Annotated in this window: 21 protein-coding genes; all 21 read left to right on the forward strand. The window is 36.7% G+C overall.

What is annotated here, in order from left to right; translation table 11 throughout:
- Positions 1-467 precede the first annotated feature (467 nt).
- The 21 genes from rny to OU989_RS05230 all read left to right on the forward strand — a co-directional run bounded on the left by rny (position 468) and on the right by OU989_RS05230 (position 22,119).
- Positions 468-2,027: a ribonuclease Y gene (gene rny, locus OU989_RS05130; protein ID WP_274796045.1), complete on the forward strand. Its 1,560-nt coding sequence runs from the start codon at positions 468-470 to the stop codon at positions 2,025-2,027.
- Positions 2,028-2,146: 119 nt separating this feature from the next.
- Positions 2,147-2,929: a tyrosine-protein phosphatase gene (locus OU989_RS05135; protein WP_274796046.1), complete on the forward strand. Its 783-nt coding sequence runs from the start codon at positions 2,147-2,149 to the stop codon at positions 2,927-2,929.
- Between the two features lie 253 nt (positions 2,930-3,182).
- Complete coding sequence (locus OU989_RS05140) at positions 3,183-4,118, forward strand: O-antigen ligase family protein (RefSeq protein ID WP_274796047.1); 936 nt, start codon at positions 3,183-3,185, stop codon at positions 4,116-4,118.
- Positions 4,119-4,184: 66 nt separating this feature from the next.
- Complete coding sequence (locus OU989_RS05145; RefSeq protein WP_274796048.1) at positions 4,185-4,898, forward strand: YveK family protein; 714 nt, start codon at positions 4,185-4,187, stop codon at positions 4,896-4,898.
- Positions 4,898-5,596, forward strand: a complete 699-nt coding sequence (locus tag OU989_RS05150) for a CpsD/CapB family tyrosine-protein kinase (RefSeq protein ID WP_274797281.1) — start codon at positions 4,898-4,900, stop codon at positions 5,594-5,596. Before OU989_RS05145 ends, OU989_RS05150 begins: the two co-directional genes overlap by 1 nt.
- Positions 5,597-5,612: 16 nt before the next feature.
- The gene (locus OU989_RS05155) at positions 5,613-6,692 is read left to right on the forward strand and encodes a glycosyltransferase (protein ID WP_274796049.1); all 1,080 of its coding nucleotides are present in this window, start codon (positions 5,613-5,615) and stop codon (positions 6,690-6,692) included.
- Complete coding sequence (locus tag OU989_RS05160) at positions 6,658-7,848, forward strand: glycosyltransferase (RefSeq protein WP_274796050.1); 1,191 nt, start codon at positions 6,658-6,660, stop codon at positions 7,846-7,848. Before OU989_RS05155 ends, OU989_RS05160 begins: the two co-directional genes overlap by 35 nt.
- A gap of 19 nt (positions 7,849-7,867) precedes the next feature.
- Positions 7,868-9,397: an oligosaccharide flippase family protein gene (locus tag OU989_RS05165; protein WP_274796051.1), complete on the forward strand. Its 1,530-nt coding sequence runs from the start codon at positions 7,868-7,870 to the stop codon at positions 9,395-9,397.
- Positions 9,379-10,380: a glycosyltransferase family 2 protein gene (locus OU989_RS05170; RefSeq protein ID WP_274796052.1), complete on the forward strand. Its 1,002-nt coding sequence runs from the start codon at positions 9,379-9,381 to the stop codon at positions 10,378-10,380. The genes OU989_RS05165 and OU989_RS05170 overlap by 19 nt, the downstream gene beginning before the upstream one ends.
- A 130-nt stretch (positions 10,381-10,510) precedes the next feature.
- Complete coding sequence (locus OU989_RS05175) at positions 10,511-11,308, forward strand: TIGR00282 family metallophosphoesterase (protein WP_274796053.1); 798 nt, start codon at positions 10,511-10,513, stop codon at positions 11,306-11,308.
- Positions 11,309-11,478: 170 nt separating this feature from the next.
- A complete protein-coding gene (locus OU989_RS05180) occupies positions 11,479-11,745 on the forward strand; it encodes a stage V sporulation protein S (protein ID WP_004224903.1) in 267 nt (88 codons plus the stop codon).
- A gap of 257 nt (positions 11,746-12,002) precedes the next feature.
- Positions 12,003-13,742, forward strand: a complete 1,740-nt coding sequence (locus tag OU989_RS05185; RefSeq protein ID WP_274796054.1) for a 2-oxoacid:acceptor oxidoreductase subunit alpha — start codon at positions 12,003-12,005, stop codon at positions 13,740-13,742.
- Positions 13,742-14,608: a 2-oxoacid:ferredoxin oxidoreductase subunit beta gene (locus OU989_RS05190; RefSeq protein WP_274796055.1), complete on the forward strand. Its 867-nt coding sequence runs from the start codon at positions 13,742-13,744 to the stop codon at positions 14,606-14,608. Before OU989_RS05185 ends, OU989_RS05190 begins: the two co-directional genes overlap by 1 nt.
- 142 nt (positions 14,609-14,750) lie before the next feature.
- Positions 14,751-15,458 carry a lantibiotic protection ABC transporter ATP-binding protein gene (locus tag OU989_RS05195; protein WP_274796056.1) on the forward strand — a complete coding sequence of 236 codons (708 nt, stop codon included), beginning with the start codon at positions 14,751-14,753 and terminating at the stop codon, positions 15,456-15,458.
- A gap of 1 nt (position 15,459) precedes the next feature.
- A complete protein-coding gene (locus tag OU989_RS05200; protein WP_274796057.1) occupies positions 15,460-16,188 on the forward strand; it encodes a lantibiotic immunity ABC transporter MutE/EpiE family permease subunit in 729 nt (242 codons plus the stop codon).
- A 3-nt stretch (positions 16,189-16,191) separates the two neighbouring features.
- Positions 16,192-16,947, forward strand: a complete 756-nt coding sequence (locus tag OU989_RS05205; RefSeq protein WP_274796058.1) for a lantibiotic immunity ABC transporter MutG family permease subunit — start codon at positions 16,192-16,194, stop codon at positions 16,945-16,947.
- A 21-nt stretch (positions 16,948-16,968) separates the two neighbouring features.
- Positions 16,969-17,631 carry a response regulator transcription factor gene (locus tag OU989_RS05210; protein WP_274796059.1) on the forward strand — a complete coding sequence of 221 codons (663 nt, stop codon included), beginning with the start codon at positions 16,969-16,971 and terminating at the stop codon, positions 17,629-17,631.
- Between the two features lie 89 nt (positions 17,632-17,720).
- The gene (locus tag OU989_RS05215; protein WP_274796060.1) at positions 17,721-18,998 is read left to right on the forward strand and encodes a sensor histidine kinase; all 1,278 of its coding nucleotides are present in this window, start codon (positions 17,721-17,723) and stop codon (positions 18,996-18,998) included.
- A 145-nt stretch (positions 18,999-19,143) separates the two neighbouring features.
- The gene (locus OU989_RS05220) at positions 19,144-19,521 is read left to right on the forward strand and encodes a 2-oxoglutarate ferredoxin oxidoreductase subunit beta (RefSeq protein WP_274796061.1); all 378 of its coding nucleotides are present in this window, start codon (positions 19,144-19,146) and stop codon (positions 19,519-19,521) included.
- A 683-nt stretch (positions 19,522-20,204) separates the two neighbouring features.
- The gene (locus tag OU989_RS05225) at positions 20,205-21,293 is read left to right on the forward strand and encodes an ABC transporter substrate-binding protein (RefSeq protein WP_274796062.1); all 1,089 of its coding nucleotides are present in this window, start codon (positions 20,205-20,207) and stop codon (positions 21,291-21,293) included.
- Positions 21,283-22,119 (forward strand): alkaline phosphatase family protein, encoded by an 837-nt coding sequence (locus tag OU989_RS05230; protein ID WP_274796063.1) that lies wholly within the window; start codon positions 21,283-21,285, stop codon positions 22,117-22,119. Before OU989_RS05225 ends, OU989_RS05230 begins: the two co-directional genes overlap by 11 nt.
- Positions 22,120-22,174: the final 55 nt, after the last annotated feature.

Here is a 22,174-nt window from a genome sequence, read left to right on the forward strand (position 1 = left end):
CGTCTATCTCAAGGTGTTATTTCTTATGTACTGTTTTTATATTAATTGTATTTAAGATGAAATTTTTTCTAGTGTAAAAGTAATAGGGTGAAAAATAACCGAATGGATAGGACTTACTTTTTTTGGCTGAAGGGCGAACAGACGCCCGACTATCCTTGACAGAGCTTAAGGCTAGCTATACAATTAAATATGTATAATTTCTGAATTATGACTTTAAATAGGCAGTACATTTTATCTTCATTTACCTAGTGTTTTCTAGTGAAATGGACATCACACATTTAGAATATTGTTGAGATTTTCCCTTTCATATAGATGTCTAAACACCTACTAAATGAAGCTAGAGCCTTTGGCTAATAGAACGGATTTTGTGTAAATTCAATCAAAATCTGGCGCAATTTCGCCAAGGCGCGATAGATGTATGCGCCGACTGAAACAGTAATACCCAAATAGCAAGAGGAGGTGTTCATATGGATGGAATTACTATCATCTCCGCTTTGCTTGGACTCATCGTTGGTGCCGCTGTTAGCTATATCTACATGAAAAAAGTGAATGACTCAAAAATCACTGGTGCTAAACATGTTGCTGAAACAATCGTTGAAGAAGGAAAACGAGAAGCGGAGGCAATGAAGAAAGAAGCACTACTTGAAGCCAAAGATGAAACTCACAAATTTCGTACTGAAGCCGAAAATGACATTCGTGAACGTCGTTTAGAACTTCAAAAACAAGAGAACCGTTTATTGCAAAGAGAAGAGAATCTTGATCGCAAGGATGATGCTCTAAATAAGAGAGAAGCAGGCTTAGAGCGTAAAGAACAAGCTCTAGCTGAAAGACAACAGCATATTGAACAGATGGAGAGCAAAGTGGACGAGCTCGTAGCACTACAAAAAACAGAGCTAGAACGTATTTCTGCTTTAACTAGAGATGAAGCTAAAACAGTTATCCTAAATGAAGTAGAAAAAGAGTTAGCGACTGATATTGCTGTGATGACGAAGGAAGCTGAAACACGTGCGAAAGAAGACTCAGATAAAAAAGCACGTGAAATTTTATCATTAGCATTACAACGCTTTGCGGCAGATCATGTAGCAGAAACAACTGTATCTGTTGTGAACTTGCCAAATGATGAAATGAAAGGTCGTATTATTGGTCGTGAAGGCCGTAATATCCGCACATTGGAAACATTAACAGGGATTGATTTAATTATTGATGATACTCCTGAAGCGGTTATATTATCAGGCTTTGATCCAATTCGTCGTGAAACGGCTCGACTTGCACTTGAAAAACTTGTACAGGATGGTCGCATCCACCCAGCTCGCATTGAGGAAATGGTGGAGAAAGCTCGACGTGAAGTGGATGAACAAATCCGCGAAACAGGTGAGCAAACTACATTTGAAATTGGCATTCATAATTTACATCCAGATTTAATGAAAATTTTAGGCCGTATGAAATATCGTACAAGCTATGGACAAAACGTCCTAAAACATTCAATTGAAGTCGCACATTTAGCAGGATTACTTGCTGCTGAACTTGGTGAAGATGTAGCGTTAGCTCGTCGTGCAGGCTTATTACATGATATTGGGAAAGCAATTGACCATGAAGTTGAAGGTAGCCACGTCGAAATCGGTGTGGAACTAGCAACGAAATATAAGGAACATCCGGTTGTTATCAACAGTATTGCTTCGCATCATGGTGATACTGAAGCAACATCTGTTATTGCGGTATTAGTTGCAGCGGCTGATGCATTATCAGCAGCTCGCCCAGGTGCACGTAGTGAAACACTTGAAAACTATATCCGCAGACTTGAAAAGTTAGAGGAAATTTCAGAAAGCTATGATGGTGTAGAAAAATCTTTTGCTATTCAAGCTGGACGTGAAATTCGTATTATTGTACAACCTGAAAAAATTGATGATTTAGCATCTCATCGTCTTGCACGAGATATCCGTAAACGTATTGAGGAAGAGTTGGATTATCCAGGTCATATTAAAGTAACAGTCATTCGCGAAACACGTGCTGTGGAGTATGCGAAATAATATTGAATGTTAGAGGTTTCTTTAGATTATTATCTAGAGAGCCTCTTTTTTAGTAGAGGTAGAGTCATGTTTGAGGAGCATCCATCATAAAAAAGAACAAGGCTAGGTTTTGATTAACGATGAAAGATGTGATAATCATGATCGATCTCCATGCACATATCTTATATGATGTGGATGATGGACCAAAAAATGAGATGGATTCCTTGGAAATGCTAAGGCAAGCTGCTAAAGAAGGGATTACAGAGATTATTTGTACATCCCATGCTAGACACCCACAATATCATGTCACTTATAGAAAAGTGGTAGAGCAAGTAAATGATTTACAACAATTATTACATCATCATCAAATTCCAATTACACTCCATACAGGCCACGAAATTCGCTTACATGATAATCTCCCAATATTACTACAACAACAGCAACTTCATCCATTAGCACAGTCAAAATATATCTTATTAGAACTTCCTTCGAGCACTATTCCGGCTTATACGATAGAGATGATAAGGAGCTTAAAAACATTTGGCTATATACCAATCTTAGCTCATCCAGAACGAAATTTTGCCATTAAAGAAAATCCAAAAAAACTAGAGGCCCTTATTCAACAGGGAGTATTGACACAATTGACAACAGGTAGTTTAACAGGATTATATGGAAAGGACATACAACGTTTATCCCTCGCTTTAGTGAGAGCAAATTACATTCATACGATTGGCTCAGACGCACATGATTTACAAAAAAGAAGTTTCTTCTTTCAATCAGCACTGCACTATCTGGAGAAAAAGAAAGAAATAGATACAATCACTCGCCTCTTAGATAATAATGCAAGAGTTTTAGCGAACAAGCCTATTTTGCCACTTGAGTTAGATGATATGGCTATAAAGAAACGATGGCTTATATTTTAAACGTCTTTGTTAGAATTGAGCGTGAAAAAAGATGCAATTGCTCTATACATTACTGTTTAGCTTACTTGTTTTTATGAGCCTGATGCAGCCTGTCGCTGGTATTTTCCATAAGTTATCCTTATTAATCAGCCTGTTAATCATACTCGTCTCTTTTTTCATCCATAAAAAAATATTCATTCACAATGTACAAGCTAGTGTTTTTTTTAGTATGTATACTTTTTTTTGTGTGATATCAGCAGGGGTGAATCAGGATATGGTTCTCCTGAAAAACAGTCTACAATTAATGTGCATGTTCATAGCAGTTTCAATTTTTTTTAATGATCTTGTCAAAGAACAGGTAATAGAAATTGTTTTGAATAGTGTTTTAATGGCCTATATACCATTTTTAGCTTTATGTTTTCAGCAAGCAAATTATATGTTTTCAGCTTTTTCAGGTGTATTTGAGAACCCAAATACGATGGGGTTTTCAATGATTGGTTTAATGATCGTTGTACTCATGAGATTGTATAAGGTGGCAATGCAGATGCTACATGGACAACAACAGGTAAACTACATATGGTCTTTTATTCTTTATATGACCGTTTATATATTTACTTTGTATGTCATCTTGCTATCTAATGCCCGCACTTCCTTGTTAACGGTTTCTATTGCCACAGTTGTTGTATTGTTTTGTATTGTCAAAAGCATGAACAAAACCTTTTTACCACTCTTAAAATTGATTTTACTCTTTGTAGGTGCAGGTTTAGTGGTGGTGATAGTGATGATCAAATTGGACATAATGCAAGAGGCGGTACAAAGTATTTTATCGAAAATGGAAAAAAAGTCGACGAACATAACAGATGGTCGTCTTGAAATTTGGCATTATGTTATTGAGCATTTTCGTTTCTGGGGACACGGTGTTGAATCACTGTGGTCGATAGGTGTTGCTCATGCACATAATACATTCGTAAATATTGTACAAGAAACAGGATTGATGGCATTGATTAGCTATTGTTTGTTCTTATTGGCAATCGTCAAAGGATATCGTCATATGAATAAACAAGCAATCGTATTTATGGGCTTAGTAATGGTAGCCGCTCTAGGGGTTTCTACATTTGAAATACTATATTTTAATATGCTTCATATTCTTGTATTTGTTGTGAGTGGCACTATTTATAATAAAGGCAAAATCACAATTACATCTGAATAACCAATAGGCTTGTTTAATATACTTTATTAGCATTGCGCACATTTGCCAATTAGGAGGGGATCCATTTTGAATGAAGAAATGACAATACAAAGTCTAGTAAAAGTAATGCTAAAACGTTGGCTCCTTATCCTAATGCTCACTATTCTATCAATAGGCGTTGCTTTATTGATTAGTTACTTTATTCAAACACCCATTTATGAAGCGGAAACCCAAATATTGGTCAATCAAAAAAGCTATGAAAATCAGCAACTAGTAGGGGCACAGAATGTTGATACGGATCTTCGGTTAATTAATACGTACAATGTCATTATCAAAAGCCCTGTTATTTTAGCGAAGGTTATTGAAGTGCTAGTACTTGATACGACGCCAGAGAAATTAATGAGGCAAATTGAGGTTTCGAGCGCCAATAACTCCCAAGTAGTGAACATTCGAGTACAAGATGAGAATAGTGAGAGGGCAGTAAAAATAGCTAATACGATTGCAGAAATATTTAAAGAGGAAATCCCTGTATTAATGCATGTAGACAATATTAATATTCTTTTTGTAGCACAAAATAGTGAGCATCCAGTACCTGTTAAGCCAAATAAACTGTTAAATCTTATCATAGCAGCCATCACAGGTTTCAGTTTGGCGATGGTGCTTGCATATTTTTTAGAAAAAATTGATAGGACTATTAAAACAGAACAAGATATTGAGGTTTTATCATTACCAGTGATTGGGGTTGTCAGTAATATAGAAATGCCTACTAGAAAAAAATCTAGAAACAGGGGGTCATCGTAATATTTTCCAAAAGAAAAACAAAAAAATCAACAATGGCTCGTAAGCTGATTACCGTTTCTGATATGACATCCATTCCTTCCGAGCAATATCGTACGATCCGGGCAAATATTAAATTCTCGCAACCTAATCGAGATGTGAGAACTATTTTAGTAACCTCCTCTATCGCTGGTGAAGGAAAATCTACAAATGCAGCAAATATCGGTGTCGTATTTGCGCAAGAGGGTAAAAATGTCCTCATTGTAGATGCAGATATGCGTAAACCAACTTTGCATCATACATTCTATCTTGACAATATTTCGGGACTTTCCTCTGTGTTATCACGCCAATCTACACTACAGGAAGTTATTCAAGAAACCTTTGTTGAAGGAGTGGATATCATTTCGAGTGGGGCCATTCCGCCCAATCCTACAGAGTTGCTAGCTTCTGAAACGATGACCTCGTTTTTAGCTGAAGTGAAAGATCTATACGATATCATTATATTGGATGCACCACCATTACTCTTTTTATCGGATGCACAAATTTTATCAAATAAATGTGATGGCACCCTGTTAATCGTCAACACAGGGGTGGTTGGGAAAGCCGCTGTTATAAAATCAAAATCCATCTTAACGGTTTCCAAAGCCAATATTTTAGGGGTCATCTTAAATAATTATAAGATAAAAGGTAGTACGTACGAGTATTATTACGGAAAAGAATAAGGGTGAGAATATAGCTGTGAAAAAAATCCTGCATATTATTCCAACAACAGATTATGGTGGTATTACCACGATGATTGTAGACATCTTAATGAATACAAACAAATCATTATATCATTTTGATTTTGTGTCGTTTAATAAAGGGCCATACCATGATATTTTCTTACAACAAGATGCAAAGATATTTTATGAGGAATATATTACGCAGCAAGGTCCTCTCTCGTATATAAAAAATATTTATCGAATAATTAAACAACATCAATATGATGCCGTTCATGATCATACAGGCTATCGAGCAGTCTTTACATTACTAGCAGCTCGTTTAGCAGGTGTTCAGTGCCGTGTACTACACAGTCATACGAATGTTGCAGAAGAGTGGAATCATCCAGTCATGTTAACCATGTTGAAGAAACTAAGTGTTTTCAATGCGACTCAATTGGTAGCCTGTAGTGAAAAAGCAGGAGAATTTTGTTTTCATAAAAAACCTTTTGAAATAATAGCGAATCCGATTGATAGCACCAAAATTGAACGCATATCAAATGAAGAGAAGCGGAGTTTGAGGAAGAAATTAAAAATCCAAGATGGCGAGTTAGTATTAGGACATATTGGGCGTTTTGTTCAAGTTAAGAACCATTCTTTTTTAATTGAACTTGCTAGCAATTTAAAACAACAAGGTGTTCCTTTTAAATTAATTTTGATAGGGGATGGCCCCTTAGAACAGGAAGTTCGCGATCTCGTAAAAGCAAAAAACGTAGAGGACTGTGTTCTGTTTTTAGGACAGCGTGCTGATATCATTAAACTACTACAACTTTTCGATAAATTTATTTTACCATCTCATTTTGAAGGGTTTGGAATTGTTCTGTTGGAAGCTCAAGTTTGTGGTACACCATCCATTGTTTCTTCGACTTTACCAAGGGAAGTAGACCTTGATATTGGTTTACTACATTATCTAGATCTACAGGGCGATATAGATTGTTGGCTACAACAAATTGCTAAGAAGAATGTCAAATTGGATGAACATATTATCCAAAACAGTATAATCAATAAAGGACTGGATGTAGAAAATGTTACGCGCCAATTATGCGCTCTCTACAAGTAACAAATTTAAGTCAAAGGATGAGACTATCCAAAAGAAAATTAAAATTACTCATATCATTACCACTATTGGACTTGGGGGAGCCGAAGCAATGCTTTATCGTCTTTTGCAAAATATGGATCGGAATGTGTATGAGGTAGAAGTCATCTGTTTAACAGAGATGGGGACATATGGTAAGTTAATTGAGCAGCAATTACATATTAAGGTATCTATATGTGATATGCGCAGTAATAGTATAAGGGCTGTTCTAGACTGTTATCGATTATGTCGAGGGAGCGACATTATTCAAACTTGGATGTATCATGCGAATTTACTAGGGTATATTCTATCCATTTTGCTCAAAAAGAAATTAATTTGGGGTATTCACCACAGTAATTTAAACAAAAAGGAGAATAAACGCAGGACTATTTTTATTGCCAAGCTTTGTGCAAGATTGTCGAAACGTGTGGATGCCATTATTTCGTGTGGGCCAAAAGTAAAGGAAATACACGAAGCGATTGGCTACAAAGGGAAGCAACATCACGTTATTGTTAATGGAATTAACACAGATGAATATATGCCGAGTAAAAAAAGATACTATTATATGGAACAATTCGGTATAAAAAACCAACCAATCTTGTTGCATGTCGGGAGATGGGATCCCTTAAAGGATTATGAAAATTTGATTGCTAGTTTAAAATGGTTACGTCAGCTTCGACAAAACTTTTATTTATTTTTAGTTGGCTATGAAATCGATACCTTTAATAAGGAATTAATGCTAATGATTGAGGAAGCACAGTTGCAACAGGTAACATTCTTATTAGGTAGTAGAGAGGATGTCCCACAATTAATGGCTGCGGCTGATTTATTTGTTTTATCATCAGCGGGAGAGGGGCTACCTAATGTGCTAGTGGAGGCACTGGCTAGTGGAACCTGCTGCGTAACAACGAATGTTGGCGATTGTGAGTATTTGGTGGGGGATTATGGAGAAGTAGTGTCAGCCAAGGATCCAAAGGCTTTAGCAATGGCAATAAATAAGGCATTAAACTACAGTTCACAGCAATATGCAGAAAGAGCAGGCCACGGTCGTGAGCATGCTTTAGCAAATTTCCAAATTAAACAGGTCGTTGCGCAATACCATGCATTATATCCTACGATACTTGATGAAAAGTCATCCTAACTAATAGAAAGGTGTGCTCATGAAAGAAATTAAGATTGGGGCCATTCTTTCGTATTTGACAATAGGTTGTACGATGATTTCTTCTCTTATTTTCACACCTATTTTGATCGCACTCCTTGGTCAGAAAGAATATGGTTTATATTCCTTAATGATAGTACTTGTAGGGTATTTATCTATTTTAGATTTAGGGTTAGGTAATGCCATTATACGCTATATTGCTAGAAATAGAGCCGCAGCGGATAAAACGTTAGAAGCATCTTTAAATGGATTTTTTCTAAGATTATTTATCGGTATTGGCTGTCTTTCATTATTGATAGGATTTTTCCTATTTTCACACGTTGATCTTATTTTTGGTCAAAGCTTATCAAAGGAACAATTAGAAAAGGCCAAGATCATGGGCTATATAATGACCATTAGTTTGGCGATGCAGTTTCCCTTAGGCGTCTTTACTTCCATTCTACAAGCATATGAAAAATTTATTTTTATTAAATTGACAACATTATTACAGGTGATTATACAGCCTCTGACAATGTTGTTTTTTTTGTTACAGGGGACAAATTCGGTGACATTAATAGCTATTATCGCTATTTATAACATTCTTTTTTTAGCGCTAGATGCTATTTATTGTATGAAGGTGCTTTCTATCCAATTTACATTTACCATAAAAAATACAGCACTGATAAAGGAGATTTTTGTCTTTTCATTTTTTATTTTTATAACAGTCATCGTGGATAAAATTTATTGGCAAACTGATCAAGTTCTATTAGGAATATTGAAGGGAACTGCGGATGTTGCCATTTATGCAGTGGCGGTTCAGATTGTGTTGATATTTATGTCACTTGCTTTAGCCATTAGTGGATTATTTTTACCTCGTATTTCGATGCTTGTGACAAAGGAAAATGGATTAGAAGAGATTAATCAACTCTTCATTAAAGTTGGAGCGATTCAATTTTTAGTCGTTGGTTATATATTGGGAGGCTTTTTTCTTTTTGGTCAAGAATTTTTATTATTGTGGTTAGGGAAAGATTTTATCGACATATATGCAATAGTTCTTATTATTATGGTGCCTTTTAGTATTGATCTCATTCAAAACTTGGGGCTTAATGTATTAAAAGCCAAAAACCTTTTTAAATTTAGAACTGTTTTACTAATTAGCGTTGCAGTCGCCAATGTTTTTATATCAATACCAGCTATCTATTTTTATGGAAAAATCGGTACAGCAATGATTACGGCTTGTTCATTATTTATAGGGAATGTAGTGATCATGAACATCTATTACCATAAAAAAATTGGATTAGATATATTCGGATTTTGGAGAAAGGTTGGTAGACTAGTTATCGCTTTTAGCTTGGCCATTTGTATAGGTAAGTTATTATGGGAATTAACAAAACCTCCAATTAGTTGGCTTTCTATTTTGCTTTATATTTTCTACTATACAGTTCTGGTAGCAGGCAGTCTTTTTTGGGTTGCTTTAAAGAAGGAACAAAGAAAAGAGTGGATAGAGTTTTTCCGTAAAGGAGGCGCGAAGTTATGGCGTCCAAAATCTTAGTGAGTGTCATTGTGCCTGTCTACAATGCTGAGAAATACTTGGAGAAATGTCTAACGAGCATATGCCATCAAACATTAAGAGATATTGAAATTATTATGATTAATGATGGCAGTCAGGACCAATCATTATCTATTTTGCAAAATTTCGCTGATCTTGATAAGCGTATTACCGTTTTGGATTTGGAAAATAGCGGTGTAAGTAAGGCGAGAAATATAGGGATTGACCATGCGAATGGACAATTTATCACCTTTGTGGATGCGGATGATTGGCTAGAGGTAACCATGCTGGAGGAACTGTATCAAGCATGTAGGCTAACAGGCTCCAACATTGCAAAATGCGATTTATACTGGCAGGAAGCGGAAGGAAGTAGGCAATTACACTATCCATCCAACACCTATTGTACTTTTAGTGCAATAGAGTGTTTAAATAAATTATTTACAGAAATAGGGGAAAGCCATTTTGGTTTTGCAAGCTGCAAATTGTATGAAAAATCTTTTTTAGATATGCATAGGCTTCGTTTTGATGAAGCGATGAGTTTCGCTGAAGATACTGTTTTTTTAACGAGAGCCGTCCTAAAAAACCAGTCTATCTGCTATGTACCAAGACAACTTTATTATTATAATGTGAACAACGAAAGCTCTTTAACTAAGAAAGCAATGGTTAATTTACGGAATAATTATGATGTCTTGTATAAAAAGCTCTTAATGGAATTACTGCGTGCAGAGGTTTATGCGGAAGTGAAAAATAGCTTTTTGAATTACCAGTTTGAGGGGTTACTAGTTATTCTTCATCAAAGCTCAACGAAACAACAAATGAAGTATGAGATGCAATCCTTTTTAAAGGCTTATCCAGACATACTAAAAGTTAAGTTAATTAATCGCAATATGAAACAGTTTGTTTTTTTAAAACTAATGAAAATGAATTGGTTTAGCCTATCTTCAACACTGATCTATTTGAATGTAAAAAAGCCTAAAGTTATATAGCATTGTAAGATCCGATATTTTATTTTGCGTAATCATGGTCCTCGCGTTACAATGAATGATGGTATGATAGGTGCGAATGAATGTCTCTAAAATCCTATAGAGACGGAATGAAAGAAAGAGTGGTTAAAAAATGAAAGTTTTATTTATTGGCGATATTGTTGGATCAATTGGGCGAGATGCGGTGGAGAAATATTTACCTCGCTTAAAAAAGAAATTTAATCCAGATGTTGTAATCGCAAATGGTGAAAATGCTGCGGCAGGACGTGGGATTACGCGTAATATTTATAATAGCCTATTACAGATAGGTGTAGATGTCATTACAATGGGCAATCATACATGGGATAATAAAGATATATTTGATTTTATTGATGATGCAGACTATTTAATTCGACCAGCCAATTTTTCAAATGAGGCACCTGGTAAAGGAATGGTGCAAATTTCGAAAAATGGCGTGACATTATCTGTCATTAATTTACATGGTCGTGTATTTTTGCCTCCTCATGAAGACCCATTTGCAATGGCGGAACAATTGATTGAGGAAGCACGTCAAACATCACCACTTGTTTTTGTAGATTTTCATGCGGAGGCGACGAGTGAAAAGATCGCCCTTGGCTGGCACTTAGATGGAAAGGCTTCAGCGGTTGTTGGGACACATACTCATGTACAGACAGCAGATGCAAGAATTTACCCGAACGGTACAGCCTATATTACGGATGTTGGTATGACAGGTCCTTATGATGAAATTTTAGGCATGACAAAGGAGAGCGTCATCTATAAATTCCAAACTAATATGCCTTCACGTTTTGAAGTGCCAAAGAAAGGGCGAGAGGTATTAAGTGGATTCTTTGTAGATATTGATGATCGAACAGGGAAAGCTACTGCATGTGAACGTATTTATATAAATGAAGATTATCCGTTTCAAGGATAAAATAAGTCGAAGTTTGTTGGTTTACAACTCTTTTAGTGGGATATAGGATTCTTAGTCTATTTCCTTCTTGCGGAGCATAAAATGTGCTACGGACAATAACTTGAGGTCCAAAAAAGGGGGACATGAGTTGTTGAGCGTAAACACTATTCGCGAAACGGGGAGGAATAATTGTGGATTCATTAAAAGTATCATCACGCTCTAATCCAAATTCAGTTGCAGGTGCATTAGTCGCGGTAATCAGAGAAAAAGGGCAAGCAGAAATGCAAGCAGTTGGGGCAGGTGCACTTAACCAAGCCGTGAAAGCAGTGGCCATTGCACGCGGATTTGTAGCGCCAAGTGGCACAGATTTGATTTGCGCGCCGGCGTTTGCCGATATTTTAATTGCTGGTGAAGAACGTACAGCCTTGAAGCTGCTAGTGGAAAAACGTATTCGATAAAATTGTAATGAAGTAAAATGCCTTGTCACATAATAATGTGGCGAGGCATTTTTTCATGTTCTACATATGATACATGTCACTTGAAAAAGAGGCTTGATTTTGCTTAGATTTGAAAATTACAACTTTATGAACAGGATTTTCAGTCAAAGGTCTGATTTTCGCCTAAATCGTTGAGAAACAATAGTGCAGACGGTTTCTTCGTGTTAAACTTATGAAGGAAAAATAATAGTACACATTGGATTTAAGGAGTTGTTGACATGTTACATCAGCTTTCATGGAAAGTCGGTGGGCAACAGGGTGAAGGGATTGAGAGTACAGGTGAGATTTTCTCAATGGCAATGAATCGTCTAGGTTATTTCCTATACGGTTATCGTCACTTCTCTTCTCGAATTAAAGGTGGCCATACGAATAATAAAATTACAGTTCGTCCAACAGAAGTACGTGCAATTGCGGATGATTTAGATATTTTAGTGGCATTCGATCAAGAAACAATCGATGTCAATTATAAAGAGCTTACAGAGAACGGTGTTATTTTAGCAGATGCGAAATTTGATCCTGTTAAACCAGAAGATTCAAAGGCACCTTTATTTGCTGTACCATTCACTGAAATCGCAGCAGAACTTGGTACTTCGTTAATGAAAAATATGGTGGCAATAGGATCTACCGCGTCATTACTAAATTTAGAGGATGCCGTGTTCCAAAATGTTGTTGATGATATTTTTGGTAAGAAGGGCGAAGAGGTCGTTCAAAAAAATATGGAAGCCATTACACGTGGTCGCCAAATTATGAATGAGCTTTTAGGTGATCGTGTAGGTGAATGGGAGCTTGCACCTGCAGATGGTAAACGTCGTATGTTTATGATTGGGAACGACGCTGTGGCGCTTGGTGCATTAGCTGCTGGGACACGCTTTATGGCTGCATATCCAATTACGCCAGCTTCTGAAATTATGGAATACTTGATTAAAAAATTACCGAAATTCGGCGGGACAGTCATCCAAACGGAAGATGAGATTGCTGCAGCTACGATGGCTATTGGTGCTAACTTTGGTGGTGTACGTTCCTTTACTGCTTCTGCAGGTCCTGGTCTTTCATTAATGATGGAAGCAATAGGTCTTTCAGGTATGACAGAGCAACCATTAGTAGTAGTCGATACACAACGTGGAGGTCCTTCAACGGGATTACCAACAAAGCAAGAGCAATCAGACCTAATGGCTATGCTTTACGGAACACATGGTGAAATTCCTAAAGTAGTCATCGCACCTTCTACTATGGAGGAAGCATTCTTTGATACAATCCAAGCATTTAATATTGCAGAGGAACTACAATTACCAGTTATCTTAATGACAGATTTACAATTGTCACTAGGGAAACAATCTGTAGAACCGTTCGATTACAATAAAATCGAAATTCGTCGAGGGAAAATAGTTACAGACGAATTGGAAGAAGCGGCAGATAAAGCCTACTTCAAACGCTATGAAGATACAGAAGATGGCATTTCACCTCGTGTATTACCAGGTAAATTACATGGTATTCACCACGTTACGGGTGTTGAACATGATGAAACAGGTAAGCCATCTGAAGCAACGGGTAATCGCCAAACGCAAATGGATAAACGTTTCCGTAAGTTAGCTAAATTAAAATTTGATAACCCAGTATATGTCAATGCCCCACATGAGGAAGCTGAGATTTTATTAGTAGGCTTTAACTCAACAAGGGGTGCTATTGAAGAAGTGCAAGAACGATTAAATGCGCAAGGAATGAAGGTAAATCATGCACATATTCGCTTAATTCACCCATTCCCATCTGCGGAAATGGCTCCTCTTGTAGCAAAAGCGAAAAAAGTGATTGTTGTCGAAAATAACTATACTGGTCAACTAGCTAATATTATGAAGATGAATATTGGTGGTCATGAGAAGATTGCAACAATTACTAAATACAATGGTACACCATTCTTGCCAGGTGAATTAGAAAATCGTGTGAAGGAGTTGACTCGCTAATGGCAACATTTAAGGATTTTCGTAATACAGTGAAGCCAAATTGGTGCCCAGGTTGTGGAGACTTCTCCGTACAAGCAGCTATTCAACGTGCTGCTGCAAATGTCGGCATTGAACCAAATGAACTGGCTGTCATTTCTGGAATTGGTTGTTCAGGTCGTATCTCAGGCTATATTAATTCTTATGGATTCCATGGTATCCATGGCCGTGCACTTCCAATTGCACAAGGATTAAAAATGGCCAATCGTGATTTACATGTCATCGCTTCAGGTGGTGATGGTGATGGATTTGCTATCGGTATGGGGCATACAATTCATGCGATCCGCCGTAATATCGATATCACTTATATTGTAATGGATAACCAAATCTATGGCTTAACAAAAGGTCAAACATCTCCACGTTCTGCTGCCGGATTTATTACGAAATCTACACCAGGTGGAGCGATTGAGCCATCATTAAAACCGTTAGAGGTAGCATTAACAAGTGGTGCTACATTTGTGGCACAAGGTTTCTCTACAGATATTAAAGAATTAACAGCTTTAATTGAAGCTGGTATTAACCATAAAGGCTTCTCATTTATCAATGTCTTCTCACCTTGTGTAACGTACAACAAAGTGAACACATATGATTGGTTTAAAGAAAACTTAACAAAACTAGCAGATGTGGAAGGCTATGATCACTCAGATCGTGGAATGGCGATGCGTACAGTAATGGAACATGAGGGCTTAGTAACAGGTATTATTTATCATGATACAGAAACAACATCGTATCAGCAAAAAGTACCTGGCTACTCTGAGTTACCATTAACAGATATCGATATCAAAATGAGTGAAAATGATTTTAATGAATTAGTAAAAGAGTTTATGTAAAATATACAGGCAAAGCATTTGGAATGATGTCATTTCCAAATGCTTTTTTTGTTTCGCTATTTATAAAACTGAATTTGGAATCCTTATAAAATCCTTATATTTATTTTTTATACTAAGGTCATCGAAAGGATGATGACTACTTATGAAAGAATTGATTTTGAAAACGGAAAATCTTTATAAAGCTTTTAAAGGTCAAACAATTGTGGACAATTTATCTTTAGAAATCCAACGAAATACCGTTTATGGTTTGCTCGGACCTAACGGAGCAGGGAAGTCAACAACATTAAAGATGATTACTGGCATGCTACAGCCTAATGCAGGGGAAATCATTTTTAATGGGCGTCCATGGACACGAAATGATTTACAAGACATCGGTGTCTTAATTGAAACCCCCCCTCTATATGAAAATTTAACAGCAAAAGAAAATTTAAAAGTTCGAACGGTAGCGTTAGGTCTACCGCAAAATCGTATTGAAGAAGTATTAGAAATTGTAGATTTAACAAATACGGGAAAGAAACGGGCTGGCCAGTTTTCCTTAGGTATGAAACAAAGATTGGGAATAGCCATTGCGCTGTTAAACAAACCAAAGCTATTAATTTTAGATGAACCGACGAATGGGCTAGATCCAATTGGAATTCAAGATCTACGGAAGCTTATTCGCTCATTTCCTGCCCAGGGCATCACAGTTATATTATCTAGTCATATACTGTCTGAGGTGGAACAAGTCGTTGATGACATTGGCATTATTGCTGATGGCAAATTGGGCTATCAGGGAATGGCACCACAGGGACAGGAATTAGAATCTTTATTTATGCAGGTTGTGTCTGCTAATAGAAAGGCAGGCCATTAACATGATAGCAATTATAAAAGCAGAACAATTAAAATGGAAGCGATCTTTTATCCCAAAATTACTTTGGCTTACGCCCATTATGACATTACTTTTAAGTGCTGTACTTATGGGTGGGACTTTCTTTCAAACAGGTGCTTATAACTGGTGGTACTCCATGCTTTTGCCAGGAGCTTTGACGATCTGCTGTGCTTTAGTGGTGGAAAAAGATAAAAAAATGAAATATCATAGTTTACTTGCATTACCACTTAACCTGAAAAAAATCTGGCTTGCAAAAATACTTGCAACAAGTTTATGGTTACTACTAATTACGATTATTTTCTTTATAGGAATCACAGCAGGAGGTTTGCTTTTCAATCATAGTTTACCTCTAACAAGTAGTTTACTGAGTGCTCTCATCATTTTTCTTACGTTTTTGTGGCAAATTCCCTTATGTCTTTTCTTAGCAGCTAAATTAGGCACCTATTTAGCTATTTTGATAAATTTAGTAGCTAATATCATTGGGATTGTTGCTTTTGCAGACGGGGATTTGTGGTATTCTTATCCATTTGCAATTGGAGCACGTTTATTATGTTCAACACTTGGCATATTACCAAATGGTTTGCCAGTTCCAGAAGGAAGCCCATTATTCAATAATAGTGTTATACTTCCAGGCTTACTAATTGCCTTAGCTTTATTTATAATGATTAGCTTCCTGACTGCAAAGTGGTTTCAAAATAGGGAGGCGAAATAGCTGATGGTCATGTTACGATTATTAAGAGCAGAATGTCTTAAAACAAAAAGAACACCTTTTTTACTCACACATCTACTGGTCCCCCTCATTATTTCAGGGATCTTTTTAGCCTACTACACTTATTCACCATGGGATTTTCAAGGAAAGGTAACAGCATATTTTCAGGGATTAGCGTGTGGTTTACCTATTATTATAGGATTGGTGTGTGCTATGGCATCTGAACAGGAGGCAAACGCAGGTCATTTTCAGGTAATGCTGGCTACAACGAACAGAAAAATCATGACATACATGGCTAAACTGTTACTGTTATTGCTCTTTAGCCTTGGAGCTATTTTTCTTTCTATAGCAATTTTTAGTATAGGCTTTATAGAACTATTACATGAAGTACATTTTGATTATTCATTTTATAGTATGGCTGCATGTATTCTGTTCGGCAGTCATGTCATTATATATATATTACATTTATTTGTTAGTCTCCAATTTGGAAAAGGAGCTTCAATTGGACTTGGTATAGTAGAAGCTCTTTTGGTTGCTTTACTGCTTACAGGCTTAGGAGATAGTATTTGGCCATTTTTACCTTATGGATGGAGCGGGCACTTCATTTCCTTATGGATCATAAAGTCTGTAGGAATGGATATAACATTGCTCGAGGCTAGCTTGCGTCATGGTATCATAGCTTGTATAGGAGGCATATTAGTGACCTTTATACTGTCGTGTCTATGGTTTTGGAAATGGGAAGGCAGAGCATCAGAACATTAGGAATGGATTTGAGGGTTAGTTATGGCGAATATATTAGTAGTTGATGATGAGGAAGATATTTTAATGTTGATTAAAAATTCACTTCGAACAGATGATCATTTAGTAACAATTGTATCCGAACCAACAGAAGTTGCTAAGCTAGATCTAGGTATCTTCGATTTAATTTTGCTCGATGTGATGATGCCTGCTATTGATGGCTTTACACTATGCGGACAAATTCGCCATGCAGTGGATTGTCCGATTCTTTTTCTTACTGCTAAATCGCTAGAGGAAGATGTTATGTATGGTCTTGGATTAGGTGCAGATGATTATTTAACCAAACCCTTTGGCATTGGGGAGCTACGTGCAAGGGTCAATGCCCATATTCGACGTGAAAGAAGAGAGAAACGGAGCATTCTTTATATCGATAATGTGCATTTTAATCTTTCAGGTAAAGAGCTTTTTGTTCATAATGAGCGAGTCATGCTAACTAAAAGTGAGTATGAGATATGTGAATTTTTAGCACGTAATCGGGGACAAGTTTTTTCAAAAGAACAAATATACGAAACGATTTTTGGATTTGATGGCAAAAGTGATAGTACGGCGATAACAGAACATATTAAAAATATCCGCTCAAAGCTACATACTTTTGACATAGATGTCATTAACACGGTTTGGGGGATTGGATATAAATGGAGTCAATAAAACCGAGGAAAGGAACACGTCTTCATACATTTTTCCTTAGGTATTTATTATTTCTTTGCATAGGGATTATTTTATTAGGGGCGCTGCTAATGGGTCTATTTATGTTTGCCTTTTCGGCTAATATCATTTTGCCAGCAAATTATGCAGAAACTCAGATTACTAAGGTGAAAGATCATATTGCTTCAAGCAGTTTAGTTACAGACAATATGATTCCTGATCTTGTAGACTACGCTGTTATATCCAATCAAGGGAAATATCTTTCTGGCAATTTAACAGAAAAAGAGGCTCTCCATGCTTTTCATTTGCAGCAAAAGGGGGAGAGGCAGAGTAGCTCTAGGTTTTATACATTTATTGAACGAGAACAGGAAGTGTGTATTCTACGCTATAGTTTAGTTCCCGAGTATCGCTCCACTATAATAAGAAAGTACTTACCCAACCCTCAACTAACAGTGTTACTGTTATTTATTTTAGGAGTAATTTTGCAGGCAACAGTGCTTGCAGTTCATTTCGGCAGAAGGCTTAAACGGAAAATGTCGGGCTTACAAGTGGCCATTGAAAAAATCCAAAATCAAAATTTGGATTTTCATTTAAAACCTTCTGGTATTAGAGAAATAGATGATATTGCACTCTCTTTTGAGCAAATGAAGGAAGCATTAAATCGTTCATTAACACAACAATGGGAGGCAGAGAGGTCGCGAAGAGAACAAATTTCTGCACTTGCCCATGATTTGAAAACACCTCTTACCATTATTCGGGGAAATGCGGAGCTTTTACAAGATACTGTTCAAGATGATATACAAAAAGAATATAATCGTTATATATTAAAAAATACCATTGAAATAGAAAAATTCACAAAGCAATTAATGGACATATCGAAGATGGAACAACATGTTGTGAATGCAAAAACAAATGTAGAATTAGATTCCTTTGTTCATAAGATAGAACAACAAATGAAGGCTCTTGCTTTGGAAAAAAGACTCGAAGTAGATGTAGTGAAAGATAAATTGCCTGCTGTTTTGATGATAGAGGAGGAACTCTTTTATCGGGCTCTTTTAAATGTGATTGTTAATGCTGTTGAATATACACCCAATAATAGCAAAGTCACTTTATCGGTTGCTGGAGAATTAAACTTTGTTCATTTTACTGTGACAGATAGTGGTCCAGGTTTTTCATCGAAAGATATAAAAGAAGCAACCAAGCAATTTTATCGAGGGGATCCAAGTAGGAATTCTGCAAAACATCATGGGATGGGGCTTTACATTGTAGAATCGATTATTCAAAAACATGGTGGAACATTGACGCTAGCTAATAGTTCGATAACGGGTGGAGGAAAAGTGACAATCACAATTCCAACGTCAGGGTTGTAAATCATACTTGTCCACAAAGACCAGGCTTCCGCGTGTATTCCATCTAAGCCTCTGTTAAATTATTAAGAGCTCCCCAAAAAAAGCAGAGGCCAGTACAGGCAATGTTTGTCTAAACAATGCTACAATAAAAGAAAAAAAAGAGGCGATGACCGTGAATAACGTCATTGATTTTATTGCAAAGAAAAAGGAACGTGAAGAAAGAAAGCGTGCACAGGATTTAGAACTTTATGTAGCCACACAGTGCAATTTTCAGCAGCCTGAAAAAATAGATGCTCTTGTAGATGATAAATTGATTGAAGTAAAGGATCATACATTATTTCTGGGCTTTTTATCCATTCTAAAGGATGAGCAAATCGAGCCACTCGCTATTTTTCAGGATGTTTTTACGTTAGAGCCTTCTCGATTTGAGCTGTCCTACAATATGAGATGGTGGTCAGTTGTGCAGCTAGCATTTACATTTTTAACAATTCTAAAGGAACATGAGCCGCATACATATGCAGATTTCTTAGGTCTCTCCAACTAATCAACACAATAAATATTTCATCCCTGTCGTTACATTCGAGTAAGGAATTATTTCGGCTATCTGTCATAGTCTGAAATTGTATGTGATTTTACTTTTCAATACGTCCAATTTTGTGTAAGCTTGGTAATTTTTCGGGTTTTTATTGTACTGTTCTTATTAAATTAGAAAAGAATGGTGGGTTCCATGAAAAAATTAGGTTTACTTAGAATATTGGCATTTATAGTTATAGTGCTAATACTTTTTTCAAATGGGGTACAAGCCCATGATTTTCTTATTTTATTGTTTGCTGTTTTCTTTGTAGGTGTTCCATGGTACCAATTTTTTAAAAGGTAAAATGAATTAGAGCTTAACACATATAGTCGACTTAAAAATTTCTATATTCATTTCTATTCTGTTCAATGCTTAATATTTTGATTGCTGTCGAAACCATAAATTTATCTAAAAAACTCACACATTTTGATTATTTTCCTCAAAATGTGTGGGTTTTATTTATTATAAGGAAATTAAAGCAGGAGAACTGGTTTTATAAATGGATTTTGCTATTTTAAATTTAAAGATTTTTATAATTTCTCAATAATTTTTACTAAATATTTTAATGCACTCCATACTTGCTTAATGTTTGTTTTATACCATTACGTTTGTAAGCAAATAAAAATAAACAAAAACAAATGGAGGTCCAACACATGGCAATTCAAAAGTGGTGGAAAAAAGGTCTAATTGGTGCATTAACAATTTCCATGTTAGCAGCTTGTTCTGACAGTTCATCTAGTGCAAATGAGGTAAGCAAAGATTTATCGCTTGAGGAAATTACGGAGAAAGCGAAGGAAGAGGGTACTGTTAATTCCGTTGGTATGCCAGATACATGGGCGAACTGGGTGGAAACTTGGGAAGAGCTTGGAGCCGAATATAGCATAAAGCACAAAGATACGGATATGTCGAGTGCTGAAGAGTTAGCGAAATTTGAAGCAGAGAAAGATGATGCTACAGCAGATATTGGCGATGTTGGCATCGCTTTTGGTCCAATCGCTAAGGACAAGGGCTTAACCTTACCATATAAAACTTCGTACTGGGATGAAATACCTGATTGGGCTAAGGACGATGAAGGACACTGGATTGTCGGTTATACGGGGACCATTTCATTTTTAACAGATAAAAATAATGTGAAGAATCCTCCAACTTCCTGGGAGGATCTGAAAAAAGGAGATTACACAGTTAGTATTGGGGATGCCTTAACGGCAAATCAAGCTCAGTTTGCTATTTTAGCTGCGGCAATGGCATTTGGGGGAGATGAATCGAATATCCAGCCTGGCATTGATTTTTTTGCTGAGTTAGCAAAACAAGGTCGATTACAAGGAGATCCATCCGTAGCAAATTTAGAAAAAGGAGAAATTGATGTCGCCATCTTATGGGATTTTAATGCCTTAGGGTATCGTCATCAAATTGATGAAGAACGTTTCGATGTAGTGATCCCATCGGAAGGATCTGTTACTTCTGGCTATGCAACGATTATTAATAAGTATGCAAAAAATCCACATGCTGCCATGCTTGCTCGCGAATATATTTTATCCGATGCTGGTCAAGAGAATTTAGCAAAGGGCTATGCACGCCCAATTCGAGAAAAGGTAGAGTTACCACAGGATGTAAGGGATCTACTATTACCAGCAGATATGTATACGAATGCTCAACCAGTAAAAGATCAAAAGAAATGGGAAGAAACAACAAAGCAAATTCCTCAATACTATCAAGAGCAGGTGTTAATCCATGCAAAATAACAAAGTGGTACTCATTGTGATCGATGCGCTACGTTTTGATACGGCCTGTACACATATGGGATTCTTGCACCATCTAGTCGAACGTAAGGTGGCCGCTCGCTATAAAATTTGCTCAGAGGTGCCATCCTTATCAAGACCTTTATATGAGACGATCTTAACAGGGACACCCCCCATTGTTCATGGAGTTACAAGCAATATGACCGTACGTATATCGAATCAAAAAAGTGTCTTTCATGTCGCAAAGGAACATGGTTTGTCCACTGCAGCCTCTGCTTATTATTGGGTAAGTGAGCTATACAATAGAGCGCCATTTAGCCATATGGAGGATAGATTACAACTTGATAAACAGTTACCTATTGAAAATGGTTTGTTCTATTTCGAGGATCATTATCCTGATAGTCATGTATTTGCTGATGCAGCATGGTTAATGGATCAAAAGCAGCCTGATTTTCTTTATATCCATCCAATGAATGTTGATGATGATGGTCATAAATTTACGGCAGATTCCGCACAATATCGCAATCGAGTTTTAGCAATGGATGCATTACTTTCCTTATTTATTCCTAAGTGTATGGCACAAGGCTATGAGGTCATCGTTACGGCTGATCATGGTATGACAAGTGATGGCAATCATGGCGGAACTACCCATGAGGATCGACATGTCCCGCTGTTTGTCATTTCTGATTTTGTAAAGGCTGGTATTAAAGAAGGGATTATTTCGCAATTACAAATTGCACCATTATGCTGTCATTTATTAGCTATTGAGCCTGCTGAAGGTATGGTACCACTCCTACTAGAAGGTGTGTTTACAGCAAAAGAAGTTTAAACAATAATAGTCGCTCCACTTTAACAGGAGCGGCTATTATCCCCCTAAGCCGCAA

Source organism: Lysinibacillus irui, assembly GCF_028877475.1.
Taxonomy (GTDB): Bacteria; Bacillota; Bacilli; order Bacillales_A; family Planococcaceae; genus Lysinibacillus; species Lysinibacillus irui.